This is a genomic window from Mycobacterium sp. IDUB_1, from assembly GCF_055419625.1.
This window is the reverse complement of sequence record NZ_JBVAYA010000006.1, coordinates 270,000-284,848: the sequence shown is the minus strand read 5'-3', so window position 1 is coordinate 284,848 and position 14,849 is coordinate 270,000. Positions and strand designations below refer to the sequence as shown.

Sequence of the window (14,849 nt, the reverse complement as noted above, 5' to 3'; positions counted from 1 at the left end):
CAGCTGGTCAGCGCCGCTGCTGGGCGCCGACCGCGGCGGCCGCGGCGGCCACCGCCGCATCGCGTGCGGCGCTGGCCTCGTCCTCGGTCAGCGTCCGATCGTCGGCGCGGAAGCGCAGCGCGAGCGCCAGCGATTTGCGGCCCTCGCCGACCTGCGGACCGCTGTAGACGTCGAAGAGCCGGACGTCTTCGAGGAGGTCACCCGCACCGTCGCGCACCGCGTCGACGACCTCCTGCGCGGGCACGTCGTCGTCGACGACGAGCGCGACATCCTGGAACACCGCGGGAAACGGTGAGACGCGCGGAGCCGGCAGCAGCTCGGTGATCGGCACCGCGTCGAGGTCCAGCTCCACCGCACAGGTGCCCTTCGGCAGACCGGAGCGCTCGATCACCGCGGGGTGCAGCTGCCCGGCGTGCCCGACGACGGTGTCGCCGAGGCACACCGCAGCGCACCGGCCGGGGTGCCAGGGCAGGTACTCGACCGCGCGCAGCGTGAACTCGACGCCGGCCGCCCGGCCGACGATCCGGACCGCCTCGAAGGCGTCGAACGGTTCCACGGGACGTCCCGGGCCCCACGGGCCGGCGGGTTCGCGCAACCCGGTCAGCACCGCGGCGACGTGCTGCGGCTGGCGGGGCAGCGACGCGTCCAATGTCGCGATCTCCTCGTCGGTGGGGCGCCGGTCCGTGGGGATGCGGTCCACGGCCCGCGTCGCGGTCGTGGGTTCGACGACCTGCGCCAGCGCGAACAGCGCCGCATCGGCGGCTCCACGGGAGACGTTGCGGCTCAACGCTTCCAGCAGGCCGGGCAGCAGCGTGGTGGCCAGCGCCGGTCGATCGGATTCGAGGGGATTGAGCACTCGGGTGGTGGTCCGGCGCGGGTCGTCGGCCGCGAGTCCCCACTGGTCGAAGATTCCCGCGGGCAGGAACGGCGTCGGCAGGATCTCCACGTAACCGCCGAGCGCGAGGGCCTTTCCGATCGCCCGGCGCCGCTTCTGCACCGGGGACAGGCCGCGCCCGGCGGGCGCGGCAGGCAGCACCGACGGGACGGCGTCGAGGCCTTCGAGGCGCATCACCTCTTCGACCAGATCCGCGGGTTCCCGCAGGTCGGGGCGCCAGCTGGGCGGTACGGCCGTGAGTTCGTCACCGTCGACGGTGACCGTGGCACCGATCTGGGTCAGTCGGCGCTGGGCGGTCCCGGCCGGGTACTCGACCCCGGCCATGCGGTCGGGCAGGGTGACGGGCATGCGGACCGGCGGCGGTGACCAGTCCTGCCGCGGCGGCTCACCCCGCCAGTCGGTGAGTGTCGGTTGTGCTGTGCCGCCGGCGATCTCGGCCAGCAGCGCGGCTCCCCTGTCGAGGGCGGCGACCGAGATCGCCGGGTCCACGGTGCGTTCGTAGCGGCGACCCGCCTCGCTGTGCAGACGGAGCCGACGCTGGGTGCGCGACACCGCGGCCGGATCCCAGACCGCGGCCTCGAGCAGGACGTCGGTGGTGCTGTCGCGCACTTCGGTGGTCCCGGCGCCCATGACACCGCCGATCGCAGCCGTCGCGACGTCGTCGACGATCAGCACGTCGGCCGGGTCGAGCCGACGGTCCACATCGTCGAGCGTGACCACGGTCTCCCCCGGCTCGGCGAACCGAACCCGGAAGCCACCGTGGATCAAGCTGTGGTCGTGCGCGTGCATGGGTTGGCCGAGCTCGAGCATGACGTAGTTGGTCACGTCGACGGCCGGGGAGATCGCGCGAATCCCGCTGAGCAGCAGGCGGCGCCGAAGCCACCAGGGTGAGACCGCCGTGGGGTCGATACCGGTGACGGGGCGCAACGTGAAGCGCTGTACGCCGGCCGCGGGATCGATCGCCACCGGCAGCGCCTCACCGTCGCTGGGCAGCGCGGGTACCTCGAGCGCCGGATCGACGTAGTCCAAGTCGTAGGCGTTGGCGATCTCGCGGGCCAGGCCACGCACCGACAGGCAATAGCCACGATCCGGGGTGATCGCGAGGTGGAAGACCACGTCGTCGAGTCCCAGCACCTCGTGGGCGGAGTCCCCCGGTGCCGCCGTCTGCGGCGGGAGCACAAGGATGCCGGAGTGGTCGGCGCCGAGGTTGAGCTCGGCCGACGAGCAGATCATGCCGTCGGACGTGCGCCCGTAGGTCTTGCGAGTGGCGATCGTGAACTCACCGGGCAGCACAGTGCCGGGCAGCGCCACCACGACCAGATCGTCGACCGCGAAATTTGTTGCGCCGCAGACGATGTCGCGTGGTTGTTCTTCACCGACGTCGACCTTCACGGCGCGGATGGGCTTCTTGAACTCCGTGAGTTCCTCGATCGCGGCGACGCGGCCGATCGTCAACGGGCCGCGCACGGGTCCGACGGGGATGATCTCCTCGACCTCGTGGCCGATCCGGATCAGCGTCTGCTCGAGGTCCTCGGGCGTCACGTCCCAACCCGGAGCTCCGGCTGCTACGACGTCGCGCAGCCAGCTGTAGGGAAGACGCATCAGGCGCCCACCCCGAACGGCAGCGAGAAGCGCACGTCACCTTCGACCATGTCGCGCATGTCCGGGATGCCGTTGCGGAACTGCAGCGTGCGCTCCAAACCCATGCCGAACGCGAAACCCGAGTACTCCTCGGGGTCGATACCGCACGCGCGCAACACATTCGGGTTGACCATGCCGCAACCGCCCCACTCCACCCAGCCAGGCCCGCCCTTCTTGTCGGGGAACCAGACGTCGACCTCGGCAGACGGCTCGGTGAACGGGAAGAAGTGCGGCCGCAGCCGGGTCCGCCCCTGCGGCCCGAACTGCGCACGCGCGAACGCGTCCAGCGTGCCGCGCAGGTTCGCCATGGTCAGTCCTTTGTCGACGGCGAGTCCCTCCACCTGGTGGAAGACCGGTGTGTGGGTGGCGTCGAGTTCGTCGGTGCGGAAGGTGCGGCCGATCGAGACGATGTAGACGGGCAGCTCCCGCTCGAGCAGCGCGCGGATCTGCACCGGGGAGGTGTGGGTGCGCAGCACCTGCCGGGAGCCGTCAGGCGCCACGTGGAAGGTGTCCTGTTCGCTGCGGGCAGGGTGATCGGGCGGGAAGTTCAACGCGTCGAAGTTGAACTGCTCGGTCTCCACTTCCGGTCCCTCGGCAAGCTCCCACCCCATCGCGACGAAAGTGTCCGCTACGCGCTCGGCCAGGATCGTGATCGGATGCCGCGCGCCGATCGGTTGCCGACTCGACGGCAGCGTCACGTCGATGCGCTCGGCCACGAGCACCGCGGCGTCGCGTTCGGCGCGCAGCGCCGCCAGCCGCTCGTCGTAGGCGCCCTGCGCGGCGGTCCGTGCGACGTTGACGCGCTTGCCTGCGTCGGCCCGTTCGGTCTTGGGCAGGCTGCCCAGTGCCTGACGAGCCAGAGCGATCGGTGAGCGGTCCCCGAGGTGCTCGGTTTTCGCGCGCGCGAGGTCGTCGAGGGTCGCCGCCTCGGCGAAGGCGCGACCGGCCGCACTGACCGCATCGGTCAACGCGTCGTCGGTGAGTTTCCCTGGCTGATCAGCCACCCGGCGATCATAGGCGATGGCGCGATACCCTCACGCCGTGGTGATGCGGCCGCTGGTGATCGCAGGAATCTGGCTGCTCGCAGCGGGCGCGGCAGCGCTGACCGCCCTGTCGCATGCGGGGTGGGCCGTCGCCGCGATCGTGCTGCTGGGGCTCGCGACCCTCGGTTCGTGGGATCTGATCCAGCGGCGGCACACGATCCTGCGCCTCTACCCGGTCATCGGCCACGTGCGGTTCCTGATGGAGATGATCCGCCCGGAGATCCGGCAGTACTTCATCGAGTCGAACATCGAGGCCACGCCGTTCGACCGAGAGACGCGCGATCTGGTGTACGAGCGGGCGAAGGGCACCAAGGGCGACGAACCCTTCGGCACCGAACGCGATGTCACCGCGCTCGGTTACGAGTTCCTGCGCCACTCGCTGCGCGCTCGATTCGCCGACGACCTCGACCCGCGGGTCCGCCTCGGCGGCCCGGACTGCACGCAGCCCTACGACATCGCGCTCCTCAACGTCTCGGCCATGAGTTTCGGAGCGCTGTCGGCCAACGCGATCACGGCGCTGAACACGGGCGCCGCCCGCGGTCGGTTCGCCCACGACACCGGCGAGGGCGGCATCAGCCCGTATCACCTCGCCGGAGGCGGGGATCTGATCTGGGAGATCGGGTCCGGCTACTTCGGATGCAGAGACACCGAGGGACGCTTCGACGCCGCCCAGTTCGCCGAGAAGGCAGCACTTCCCGCGGTGAAAGCGATCTCGATCAAACTGTCCCAGGGCGCCAAGCCCGGGCTGGGCGGCGTGCTGCCGGGCGCGAAGGTGAGTCCCGAGATCGCCGAGACCCGCGGCGTCCCGGTGGGCCGCACCGTCGTCTCCCCGCCGGCGCACACCGCATTCGGCACGCCGGTGGAGTTCGCTCACTTCATCGCGGCGCTGCGGCGCGCCTCCGGCGGCAAACCCGTCGGCTTCAAGCTGTGCGTCGGAGCCCGCACCGAGTTCCTGTCGCTGTGCAAGGGTTTCCTGGCCACCGGGATCACCCCCGACTTCGTGATCGTCGACGGTGCCGAGGGCGGAACCGGCGCGGCCCCACAGGAATTCGAGGACCACGTCGGGATGCCGTTGACCGAGGGCCTGATGCTGGTGCACAACTGCCTCGTGGGCGCCGGGTTGCGCGACCGGATCGCGATCGGTGCGTCAGGCAAGGTCGCCAGTGGCGTGGACATCGTCAGCCGGGTCTGCCAGGGCGCCGACTTCACGATGGCCGCCCGCGCGATGATGTTCGCGGTCGGCTGCATCCAGGCCCTCAAGTGCCACACCAATCGCTGCCCGACGGGTGTGGCGACCCAGGATCCCGCTCGCAGCCGTGCCCTCGATGTCACCGACAAGACCGCCCGCGTGGTCAACTTCCAGCGCGCCACCGTCGAAAGTGCCGCGCAGATCGTTGCTTCCATGGGGCTCAACGGGTTTCACGAGCTGTCACCTGCCATGCTGAACCGCCGCATCGAGGGTCAGCGCACCAGCACCTACGCCGAGATCTACGAGTGGCTGGCCCCAGGCGAACTGCTCGACGACCCGCCGCAGTCCTGGCGCTCGGACTGGGTGACAGCATCAGCCGACGAATTCGCCTGACCTGCTGGCGCACGCACCGGTTCCGAGCGCCGCAGGCGTTCGACAGCGGCGGCCGCCAGCGCCCCCGCGGTGCCCCATGCGGCGCCCTCGACAACCCCGACCAGACCGTCGGCGAGCATCAGGAACGCGAACGCCCCACCGATACACAGCAGGGCTGCCGTGGGCACCGACCAGCGCGCGCGTGCGTGCAGCCGAGTCGACACGATCATGCCGAGGGTCAGCGCCACCGTGTGCCCGATGTCGGTGAATCCACCGCCACCGGTCACCACGACAACGGCCGCCGCGCACCAGAATCCGATCCAGGCCGCGCGCCATCGGGCGGGAAGGGCCGCGGTGAGCACTCCGACCACGGCCATCGCGCCGTAGCTCATGCCGACGTCGGAGGCCCGCGCGATCGACGCCGACAGCCAGTCGAGTTTGACGGCGGCCACCAGTCCGACGGCCACCATCAGTGTCGCCCCGACGTGGCCCGTTGCGAAGGTGAGCGCGGTCCGGCCGCCCCCGAGCGTCAACTCGGCCACCAGCAGCAGGCACACCAGGCCGGGGAGCCACAGATAGATAGGGCCGGCGTCGACGACGAATGCGCTGCTGATCAGCGTCCCGAACCGGCCTCGGCTCAGGTTGTGCAGGTTCGTACTGGCGTGACGGATCAGCGCCTCGTGCATCGCCGGGTCCATGCGCACCATCGCGGCGGTGACGGCGGACACCGCCACGGCGTAGCTCAGGGTGAACCGCGCCCGGCGGAGGCCGACCAGGAATCCGGACTGCACCACATCCACTATGCGCCGGACGCGGCGTCGTTCTCGTCCTCGTTTCCTGCGAACTGCCTGCGAGTTCTCAGCCGGTACATCACGAAGTCGTCGGGCACGCCGTCCTGTTTCGCTGCGAAGACGGGCTTGCGGAGCCGTTTCGCGGTGACACCGAGACGGTCGAGCTCCTCCTCCGCGATGCGCTCCAGCGTCGCCGCCGACACGACCAGTTCTCCGCGGGTCGCGCGTTCCATCACCCGGGCGGCCAGGTTGACGTCGATACCCAGCCAGTCCGAGCCGATACGTTGCGGGCGGCCGGTGTGGATCCCCACCCTCATGCGGGGCGTGTACCCGTCCAGCTCGATGGTTCGAATGGCCTCTCTGGCGTTCAGCACGGCGCTCAGCGCGGTGGACGGATCGGCGAAGACCGCCATCAGTCCGTCGCCCATGCGTTTGACGATGTGTCCACCGGCCGCCAGCAGCGGCGGCTCCACGACCTGTGCGACGCGGCGCAGCAACCGCAGCGTGGCATCGTCGCCGGCGCGCAGTGACCAGGTGGAGAACGCGACGAGATCGGTGAACACGAGCGTCACCTCGTCGTTGGCCGGCCGGCCCGACACCCGCTCGGTCAGGGCCTGCCACACCTGAAGCGCGCCGAGGCTCACCTCGCGGGTCAGTGCTTCGCGCTCCAACAGCCGGTCGGCCGCTCGCGCGGCCGCGCGCGGACCTCCCATGCCCGCGACCGACAGCGGATCGCCGAACTCGGGGTCGCCGGGCAGGACACGGCGTGCGCGGCGGAGAAACGCGACGGCCCCGGCGTGATGGTTGACGGTGCGCAGCCACGCCAGTGGCCCCGACGCCTCACTGTCATCCACAGCGGTCAGCGTAATCGAGCGCGTCGGCGCAGCTGAACAGCCAGGTCACCCGCGTGCGACCGCACGATGGCGGCCCGATAACAGGGTCCGCCCGACCGTAGACAACGGCCGTTGTCAGTCATTAGCGTGAAGTGATGCGATCACCGGCGATGGCTCAGCGCACCTCGACATCGGACCCGCTGGGCCCGGACTCGCTGACGTGGAAGTACTTCGGCGACGTCCGCACCGGCATGCTCGGGGTGTGGATCGGCGCGATCCAGAACATGTATCCCGCCCTCGGCGCCGGTGTCGAGGATCACTCGATCCTGCTGCGCGAGCCGCTGCAGCGGGTCGCCCGCTCCGTCTACCCGATCATGGGCGTGGTCTACGACGGTGAACGCGCCGCCCAGACCGGTGCGCAGATCAAGGGCTACCACACGACCATCAAGGGGGTCGACGCGTCGGGCCGTCGCTACCACGCGCTGGACCCGGACACCTTCTACTGGGCGCACGCGACGTTCTTCATGCTGATCATCAAGACGGCCGAGTACTTCTGCGGCGGCCTGACCGACGCCGAGAAGCGGCAACTGTTCGACGAACACGTCCAGTGGTATCGCATGTACGGCATGAGCATGCGGCCCGTGCCCGGCTCGTGGGAGGAATTCTGCGAGTACTGGGACCGCACGTGCCGCGAGGATCTGGAGATCAACCGCGCTACTCGCGACATCTTCTCGATCCGCATTCCCAAACCCCGCTTCGTGATGATGCCCACGCCGCTGTGGGACCAGATGTTCAAGCCGATGGTCGGCGCGCAGCGCTGGATCGCGGCGGGACTGTTCGACCCCGCGGTGCGGGAGAAGGCCGGCATGCGCTGGACGCCCGGCGACGAAGTCCTGCTGCGGCTGTTCGGCAAGCTGGTCGAGCTGGCGTTCGTCGCGGTGCCCGACGAGATCCGGTTGCACCCGCGCGCGGTGGCCGCGTACCGGCGCGCCGACGGCACTGCCGCATCGGACTCCCCGCTCGTGGAAGCGCCCGCGTTCATGGGGCCTCCACGGGAGCGCCGCGGCCTTCCCATGCACTACGTCCCCCACGGCAAGACGCTCCTCGACCGCGCCGGTTCGCTCGTGCACACCACCTTCGCGCTGGCCGCATTGCGGCCGGGGCGTCCGCGGGGCCGCACGGCGGCCTGACGGACCTGACACACTGAGGGCTCCGACCATCGAAGGAGCCCCGCGTGGAGTTCACCGACAGCACGGCGTTGATCACCGGCGCGAGCGGCGGTATCGGCGAGGAGTTCGCGGTCCAGCTCGCAGCGCGCGGCGCCGATCTGATCCTGGTGGCCCGCCGCGCCGACCGGCTCGAGGCGCTGCGTGCACGCCTGGCGGAGCGCCATCCCGGCATCGTCGTCGACATCGTCACCGCCGACCTCGCCCGCCCGGGGTCCGGCGCCGAGCTGGCCGCGCGCGTCGGTGAGCTCGATCGCCGCGTGGACATCCTGATCAACAACGCGGGCATCGGCCTGCACGGCGCGTTCCACACCCAAGATCCCGACGCCAATGCCGGCGCAGTGCAACTGAATTGCGGAACGCTGGTCGATCTGACGGCACGCTATCTGCCCGCGATGATCGAGCGGCGCCACGGCGTGGTGATCAACGTGGCGTCCACGGCGGCATTCCAGCCCACCCCCGGCATGGCCGTCTACGGCGCCACGAAGGCGTTCGTGCTGTCCTTCACCGAGGCGCTGTGGCAGGAATGTCGCAAGACCGGCGTGCGGGTCCTCGCGCTCTGCCCGGGCGCGACAGAGACCGAGTTCTTCGACCGCACCGGCGAGACCTTCATGACCGACGGGCGCCAGAGCGCCACCGAGGTCGTCGACACCGCGCTCACCGCGCTCGACAAGTCGACGCCCACCGTGGTCTCCGGGCTGAAGAACGCCATCCTCGCCTCGGGGTACCGGGTGGCACCGCGCAAGCTCCTGCTCGCCGTGTCGGAGCGGATGCTCAAAGCCGAGTAACGGATCAGCGCTGCGCGGCGCGACGGCTACGGGCCGATGCGTAGAGGCAGATGGCCGCCGCCGAGGCGACGTTGAGGCTCTCCGCCTCCCCCAGCATCGGAATACGGACCCGCGCGGTCGCGAGTGCCGTCACGTCGTCAGGCAGGCCGTGTGCCTCCGGACCGAACAACCACGCCGTCGGGTTCGAGGCATCGACGTCGTCGACGTTAACGTCGCCGTCGAGGACGGTGGCCAGGATCTGTACACCGGCCGCCGTCAACCGTGAGACCACGTGCGGCGCATCGGGTTCGGAGACAACCGGAATCGAGAAGATGCTGCCCGCTGAGGCGCGCAGGCATTTGCCGTTGTAGGGGTCGACGCTCTCGCCGGCCAGCACGACGGCATCGGCGCCCATCGCATCGGCCACCCGGATCAGGGTGCCGGCGTTGCCGGGCTCGGAGATCCCGACGGGGACGGCAAGCATCGTCGGTCCCGCGGCCAGCACGCCGTCGAGGTCGACGCTCGGTTGCTCGCACACCGCGACGAGCCCCACCGGAGTCACGGTGTCGGACAACGCTTTCGCGGCCTTCTCCGTGACCAGCTGGACGGTTGCCCCGGTCAGCAGGTCCGCGAATCGCTGCGCGGCAGCTTCGGTGGCGAACAGCTCGGAAACGAGTCCGCGCCGCAACGCTGCCTCCACGAGGTTGGGCCCCTCGGCGAGAAAACGTGCGGCGCGGCGGCGCCCGGTGTGGCGGTGCAGCTTGGCTGCCGCCACCACCCGGGCAGATCGCTCAGTCAGCTCTGACAGAGTCAGGCAGCCTCACCCGACGGCGCGTTCACGTCCTCGGGCAGTGCGGCCTTGGCAGCCTCGACCAGCGCGGTGAACGCAGCCGGATCGCTGACGGCGATCTCGGCCAGGTTCTTGCGGTCCACCTCGATGCCAGCGGCCTTGAGCCCCTGGATCAGACGGTTGTAGGTGATGTCGTTGGCCCGTGCGGCGGCGTTGATGCGCGAGATCCACAGCTTGCGGAATTCGCCCTTGCGAGCACGCCGGTCACGGTAGGCATAGGTCAACGAGTGCAGCTGCTGCTCTTTGGCCTTGCGGTACAGGCGGGACCGCTGACCGCGGTAGCCCTTCGAGGCCTTGAGTACTGTGCGCCGCTTCTTCTGCGCGTTGACTGCGCGCTTCACGCGTGCCATGGGTGTTTCCTATCTGGGTTGGTTAAGGGAGAGGGCGCGAGCGCCCGAGAGAGTCAGCCGTTGAGCATCTTCGCGACACGCTTGGTGTCGTTGGCAGCCACCGCGGTGCGGCCGTCGAGCCTGCGGGTGCGCTTGCTCGCCTTGTGCTCGAGCAGGTGGCGACGGCCGGCCTTCTGGCGGACGATCTTGCCGGTCCCGGTCTTGCGGAACCGCTTCGAAGCGCCGCTGTGGGTCTTCGCCTTGGGCATGTTTCCTCAGTTCTTCTGTGATGTGTCGGGCTGGTTTTCGGCGGGCTGCGCAGGAGTGCGCTGCTGCGCCGGTGCGTCCGCATCGTGGGCTGCCTTGGCACGAGTCTTCGCGCCGCGGTGCGGCGCCAGCACCATCGTCATGTTGCGGCCGTCCTGCTTCGCCGACGTCTCGACGAAGCCGTAATCGGCGACGTCGGCGCCCAGGCGCTGCAGGAGGCGGAAACCCAGTTCGGGCCGCGACTGCTCGCGGCCGCGGAACATGATCGTCACCTTGACCTTCGACCCGGCTTCGAGGAAGCGAATGACGTGACCCTTCTTGGTCTCGTAGTCATGCGGGTCGATCTTGGGACGGAGCTTCTGTTCCTTGACGACGGTCTGCTGCTGGTTCTTGCGAGACTCGCGAGCCTTCTGCGCCGTCTCGTACTTGAACTTCCCGTAGTCCATGATCTTGCACACGGGCGGCTTGGCGTCCGGCGCTACTTCCACGAGGTCGAGATCGGCGTCGGCGGCGACGCGGAGTGCATCTTCGATGCGCACGATGCCTACCTGTTCACCGCCCGGTCCGATCAGACGGACTTCAGGTACGCGGATGCGCTCGTTGACGCGGGTCTCAGTGCTGATGGGGCCTCCCGGGGTAGATCCTGTTGTCATCACAGAGTCCCCACCCCGGCGGCAGACGTCCCCATAGGAACGAATAAGCCCTGCTCATAGCAGGGCCCGATGCCGACCAGGCCAGACGCCGGTGACGTCGTCACCGATATCCGGACCGGACCGCGCTACCTGTGATGATTCGTCGGCAGGCGGTGGGAGTTGGGACTCCACTTGCTGTCCCTGGCGTTAGCCGGGACGGTCGCGCATGTCAGTCTAGCAGCCATGACCGATAGCTCTGCACATCCCGAACCGGACGCCGGGCCGCCCGCGCGCGAACTGGCCGAGGTGCCCGCGGTCGAGGTGATCACCCGCGCCGCGGTGATGCTGATGAGCGCGGCCGCCGAGAAGCTCGGCCTGTCGGCAGACGACCCCGACGACAGCCCGCACCGCGACCTCGACGAGGCACGACGCCTGATCACGGCCCTGGCGGGGCTGGTGACGGCGTCGGCGGAGTACCTCGGTCCGCACGCCGGACCGGTCCGCGACGGCCTGAAGAGTCTGCAGCTGGCGTTCCGCGAGGGCAGCGCCGCACCCGATGAACCCGGCAAAGGCCCCGGAGAGAAGTACACCGGTCCGGTCTGGTGACGTCGGCGCGCGGCCAACATGCAGCCGCGACGCAGCGTGAGCGCCTATCCTCGCGCCCTATGACCACCACTGGCGTTGCCAGGACCCGTCCCGCACCCAGCTTCGGATGGGTGCCTGCCGCCGCCGGCTGGATCGTCGGCGTCATCGCGACGCTGTCGCTGCTCGCCAGCATCTCGCCGCTGATCCGCGCCGCCATCAAGGTGCCGCGCGAGTTCGTCGACGACTACATCTTCAACTTCCCGGACACCAGCTTCGCCTGGGCGTTCGTGCTCACGCTGCTGGCCGCGGCGCTGGCCGCCCGCAAACGCATCGCGCTGTGGATTCTGAGCGGCTACATGGTCGCCGCCGCCATCTGGAACCTGGTCGCTCTGATCGACGGCGGCGAGCGCTGGTTCGAGAAGGTCGGCGAGATCATCGGTCTCGGCTTCCACATCGTCGCCGTCGTGTGTCTGGTGCTGGCGCGCCGCCAGTTCTGGGCCCGTGTGCGCCGAGGCGCCCTGCTCAAGGCGGCGCTCGTCCTGCTCGCCGGCATGACGGTGGGCACCCTGGTCGGCTGGGCGCTGCTCGAGGTGTTCCCCGGCTCGCTGGCCCGCTCGGATCGCTTCTGGTACGCGCTGAACCGGGTGGGTGCGTTCGCCGGAGCGGACTCCGACACCTTCGCCGGCCACCCGCATGTCTTCGTCAACGCGCTGCTCGGACTGTTCGGCGCGCTCGCGCTGATGGTCGCCGCGATCGTGCTGTTCCAGTCCCAGCGCGCCGACAACGCGCTCACCGGCGAGGACGAATCCGCGATTCGCGGGCTGCTGGAACAGTTCGGGAAGAACGATTCGCTGGGCTACTTCGCGACCCGCCGCGACAAAGCCGTCGTGTTCGCACCCAACGGCCGCGCCGCGATCACCTATCGCGTCGAGGTCGGCGTGTGTCTGGCCAGCGGCGACCCGGTCGGTGATCCGCGCGCCTGGCAGGCCGCGATCGCCGCATGGCTGCAACTGTGCGAGACCTACGGGTGGGCGCCGGGGGTGATGGGGGCCAGTTCGACGGCAGCCCAGGCCTTCCGAGAGGCCGGGCTGAGCGCGTTGCAGCTCGGCGACGAGGCGATCCTGCATCCCGACGACTTCCGCCTGTCCGGACCCGACATGCGCGCGGTCCGCCAAGCAGTCACCAGGGCCCGCCGCGCCGGTGTCACGGTGCGGATGCGCCGCCACCGCGACCTGTCCGCCGAGGAGATGGCGGCCGCGATCGAGCGGGCCGACACCTGGCGTGACACCGACGACGAACGCGGCTTCTCGATGGCGCTGGGCCGGCTCGGCGATCCTGCCGACGGTGACTGCCTTCTGGTCGAGGCACTTCAGGACCCGGCCACAGAGGGCACCGAGGAGGTCGAGGTCGTGGCGATGCTCTCGCTGGTGCCGTGGGGCACCAACGGGGTGTCGCTGGACCTGATGCGCCGCTCCCCCGCCTCACCCAACGGCACCATCGAGCTGATGGTCAGCGAGTTGTGCCTGCAGGCCGAGGAGATCGGCATCACCCGGGTGTCGCTGAACTTCGCGATGTTCCGGTCGGCCTTCGAGCAAGGCGCCCAGCTCGGCGCGGGACCAGTGGCCCGGATGTGGCGGGCTCTGCTGGTGTTCTTCTCCCGGTGGTGGCAGCTGGAGACCCTCTACCGGTCCAACATGAAGTACCAGCCAGAGTGGGTGCCTCGCTACGCCTGCTACGAGGACGCGCGGCTGGTTCCGCGGGTCGGGATCGCCTCCGTCATCGCCGAAGGCTTTCTGGTTCTTCCGTTCTCGCGCCGCCACGAGCAGCCTCACACCGGCCACCACACCGCCGTGCCCGGTTCGGTGATCGCCACGGGCACGTTGCACAGCGACGGCACCGCACCCGACCTCGACGGCCTGCGCACCGATGCGCCCGAGGACAGCGGCGTTCCCCGGTTGCCCGAGCAGGTGCGGGTCCGCATGGCCAAGCTGAAAGCGTTGCAGGACGACGGCATCGACGCCTACCCGGTGGGCAGTCCGCCCAGCCACACCGTGGCCCAGGCCCTCGACAGCCCCGAAGGCACAGCGGTGACCGTGGCAGGCCGCGTGCTGCGGCTCCGCGACTACGGTGGCGTGCTGTTCGTCGAACTGCGGGACTGGTCCGGCGATGTGCAACTGCTGCTGGACAATTCGATGCTCGAGACCGGCTGCACCGCGGACTTCACCCGCACCATCGATCTCGGCGACCTCGTCGAGGTGACCGGCACGATGGGACGCAGCCGAAAAGGCGTCTGGTCGCTGCTGGTGGGCCGGTGGCGGTTGATCGGCAAGTGCCTGCGCCCGCTGCCCGACAAGTGGAAGGGCATGACCGATCAGGAGGCCAAGGTACGGGCCCGCTACGTCGACCTCGCGGTCAACACCGACGCGCGTGAGCTGATACGGGCGCGCAGCGCCGTGCTGCACGCGATCCGGGAAACACTGGTGCACAAGGGTTTCCTCGAGGTCGAGACGCCCATCCTGCAGCAGATCCACGGTGGGGCCAATGCGCGTCCGTTCCTCACCCACATCAACGCCTATGACCTCGACCTGTATCTGCGCATCGCCCCCGAGCTGTACCTCAAGCGGCTCTGCGTCGGCGGCGTGGAGCGGGTCTTCGAACTCGGCCGTGCATTCCGCAACGAGGGCGTGGACTTCAGTCACAACCCCGAATTCACGTTGCTGGAGGCTTATCAGGCGCACGCCGACTATCGGGTGTGGATCGACGGCGCCCGGGAGCTGATCCAGAACGCCGCCCAGGCCGCCAACGGTGAGCAGGTGTTCATGCGCCCGCGCGAGGATGGCACCCTGGAACCGGTCGACATCGCCGGACCGTGGCGGGTCACCACCGTGCACGACGCGGTGTCCGAAGCGCTGGGTGAGCACATCGCGCCCGACACGGATCTGGGCACGCTACGCCGGCTCTGCGACAAGGCCACCATCCCCTACCTCACGCACTGGGACACCGGCGCCGTGGTGCTGGAGATGTACGAGCACCTCGTCGAGGATCGCACCGAGGCGCCGACGTTCTACACCGATTTCCCCACCTCGGTGTCGCCGCTGACCCGTCCGCATCGCAGCATCGCCGGAGTCGCCGAGCGCTGGGATTTGGTGGCCTGGGGCGTCGAACTGGGCACGGCCTACAGCGAACTCACCGATCCGGTGGAGCAGCGCCGCCGCCTGCAGGAGCAGTCGCTGCTGGCCGCCGGCGGGGACCCCGAAGCGATGGAACTCGACGAGGATTTCCTGCAGGCGATGGAGTACGCCATGCCCCCGACCGGCGGGCTGGGTATGGGCGTGGATCGGGTGGTGATGATGATCACCGGCCGCAGTATTCGCGAGACATTGCCGTTCCCGCTGGCCAAACCTCGTTAGCAGCAAGGTCACAGCCTGC

13 protein-coding genes are annotated in these 14,849 nt (G+C 69.5%); 5 read left to right on the top strand and 8 right to left on the bottom strand.

Annotated features, from left to right (window positions below):
- Positions 1–7: 7 nt before the first annotated feature.
- Together pheT and pheS are read right to left on the bottom strand one after the other, a co-directional pair.
- On the bottom strand, positions 8–2,497 hold the full coding sequence (pheT, locus tag ACZYYX_RS27695) for a phenylalanine--tRNA ligase subunit beta (RefSeq protein ID WP_463818016.1): 2,490 nt from the start codon (positions 2,495–2,497) through the stop codon (positions 8–10).
- Complete coding sequence (gene pheS, locus ACZYYX_RS27690; protein ID WP_463818015.1) at positions 2,497–3,540, bottom strand: phenylalanine--tRNA ligase subunit alpha; 1,044 nt, start codon at positions 3,538–3,540, stop codon at positions 2,497–2,499. The genes pheT and pheS overlap by 1 nt, the downstream gene beginning before the upstream one ends.
- Before the next feature lie 43 nt (positions 3,541–3,583).
- Between pheS and ACZYYX_RS27685 the strand changes: the two genes are divergently transcribed.
- On the top strand, positions 3,584–5,161 hold the full coding sequence (locus ACZYYX_RS27685; RefSeq protein WP_463818062.1) for an FMN-binding glutamate synthase family protein: 1,578 nt from the start codon (positions 3,584–3,586) through the stop codon (positions 5,159–5,161).
- On the opposite strand, the gene ACZYYX_RS27680 is transcribed toward ACZYYX_RS27685, so the two are convergent.
- Positions 5,068–5,931, bottom strand: coding sequence for a rhomboid-like protein (locus ACZYYX_RS27680; protein ID WP_463818014.1), 864 nt, complete (start codon positions 5,929–5,931; stop codon positions 5,068–5,070). The two genes, ACZYYX_RS27685 and ACZYYX_RS27680, sit on opposite strands and share 94 nt — an antisense overlap.
- 8 nt (positions 5,932–5,939) lie before the next feature.
- Complete coding sequence (locus ACZYYX_RS27675; RefSeq protein WP_463818013.1) at positions 5,940–6,785, bottom strand: adenylate/guanylate cyclase domain-containing protein; 846 nt, start codon at positions 6,783–6,785, stop codon at positions 5,940–5,942.
- A 149-nt stretch (positions 6,786–6,934) separates the two neighbouring features.
- Between ACZYYX_RS27675 and ACZYYX_RS27670 the strand changes: the two genes are divergently transcribed.
- On the top strand, positions 6,935–7,954 hold the full coding sequence (locus ACZYYX_RS27670) for an oxygenase MpaB family protein (RefSeq protein WP_463818061.1): 1,020 nt from the start codon (positions 6,935–6,937) through the stop codon (positions 7,952–7,954).
- Between the two features lie 44 nt (positions 7,955–7,998).
- Positions 7,999–8,778 carry an SDR family NAD(P)-dependent oxidoreductase gene (locus tag ACZYYX_RS27665; protein WP_463818012.1) on the top strand — a complete coding sequence of 260 codons (780 nt, stop codon included), beginning with the start codon at positions 7,999–8,001 and terminating at the stop codon, positions 8,776–8,778.
- A gap of 4 nt (positions 8,779–8,782) precedes the next feature.
- Here ACZYYX_RS27665 and ACZYYX_RS27660 read toward each other — a convergent pair whose 3' ends face one another.
- The 4 genes from ACZYYX_RS27660 to infC are packed head-to-tail and all read right to left on the bottom strand — an operon-like array spanning position 8,783 to position 10,826.
- Positions 8,783–9,535, bottom strand: coding sequence for a TrmH family RNA methyltransferase (locus ACZYYX_RS27660; RefSeq protein ID WP_463818011.1), 753 nt, complete (start codon positions 9,533–9,535; stop codon positions 8,783–8,785).
- Positions 9,536–9,567: 32 nt separating this feature from the next.
- Positions 9,568–9,957: a 50S ribosomal protein L20 gene (gene rplT, locus ACZYYX_RS27655; protein WP_335333540.1), complete on the bottom strand. Its 390-nt coding sequence runs from the start codon at positions 9,955–9,957 to the stop codon at positions 9,568–9,570.
- A 53-nt stretch (positions 9,958–10,010) separates the two neighbouring features.
- Positions 10,011–10,205, bottom strand: coding sequence for a 50S ribosomal protein L35 (gene rpmI / locus ACZYYX_RS27650; RefSeq protein ID WP_046366216.1), 195 nt, complete (start codon positions 10,203–10,205; stop codon positions 10,011–10,013).
- 6 nt (positions 10,206–10,211) lie between these two features.
- Positions 10,212–10,826 carry a translation initiation factor IF-3 gene (gene infC, locus ACZYYX_RS27645; protein WP_335333579.1) on the bottom strand — a complete coding sequence of 205 codons (615 nt, stop codon included), beginning with the start codon at positions 10,824–10,826 and terminating at the stop codon, positions 10,212–10,214.
- 252 nt (positions 10,827–11,078) lie between these two features.
- Here infC and ACZYYX_RS27640 point away from each other — a divergent pair, with 252 nt between their 5' ends.
- Positions 11,079–11,441 carry a DUF1844 domain-containing protein gene (locus ACZYYX_RS27640; RefSeq protein WP_463818010.1) on the top strand — a complete coding sequence of 121 codons (363 nt, stop codon included), beginning with the start codon at positions 11,079–11,081 and terminating at the stop codon, positions 11,439–11,441.
- Between the two features lie 59 nt (positions 11,442–11,500).
- Entirely contained in the window at positions 11,501–14,830 is a 3,330-nt protein-coding gene (gene lysX / locus ACZYYX_RS27635; RefSeq protein ID WP_463818009.1) for a bifunctional lysylphosphatidylglycerol synthetase/lysine--tRNA ligase LysX, read from the top strand.
- Positions 14,831–14,849: the final 19 nt, after the last annotated feature.

Coding starts and splice junctions, on each gene's coding strand:
- rpmI (WP_046366216.1), bottom strand. CDS start 10,205: ATGCCCAAGGCGAAGACCCACAGCGGCGCTTCGAAGCGGTTCCGCAAG.
- ACZYYX_RS27685 (WP_463818062.1), top strand. CDS start 3,584: ATGCGGCCGCTGGTGATCGCAGGAATCTGGCTGCTCGCAGCGGGCGCG.
- rplT (WP_335333540.1), bottom strand. CDS start 9,957: ATGGCACGCGTGAAGCGCGCAGTCAACGCGCAGAAGAAGCGGCGCACA.
- ACZYYX_RS27640 (WP_463818010.1), top strand. CDS start 11,079: ATGACCGATAGCTCTGCACATCCCGAACCGGACGCCGGGCCGCCCGCG.
- ACZYYX_RS27670 (WP_463818061.1), top strand. CDS start 6,935: ATGGCTCAGCGCACCTCGACATCGGACCCGCTGGGCCCGGACTCGCTG.
- pheT (WP_463818016.1), bottom strand. CDS start 2,497: ATGCGTCTTCCCTACAGCTGGCTGCGCGACGTCGTAGCAGCCGGAGCT.
- lysX (WP_463818009.1), top strand. CDS start 11,501: ATGACCACCACTGGCGTTGCCAGGACCCGTCCCGCACCCAGCTTCGGA.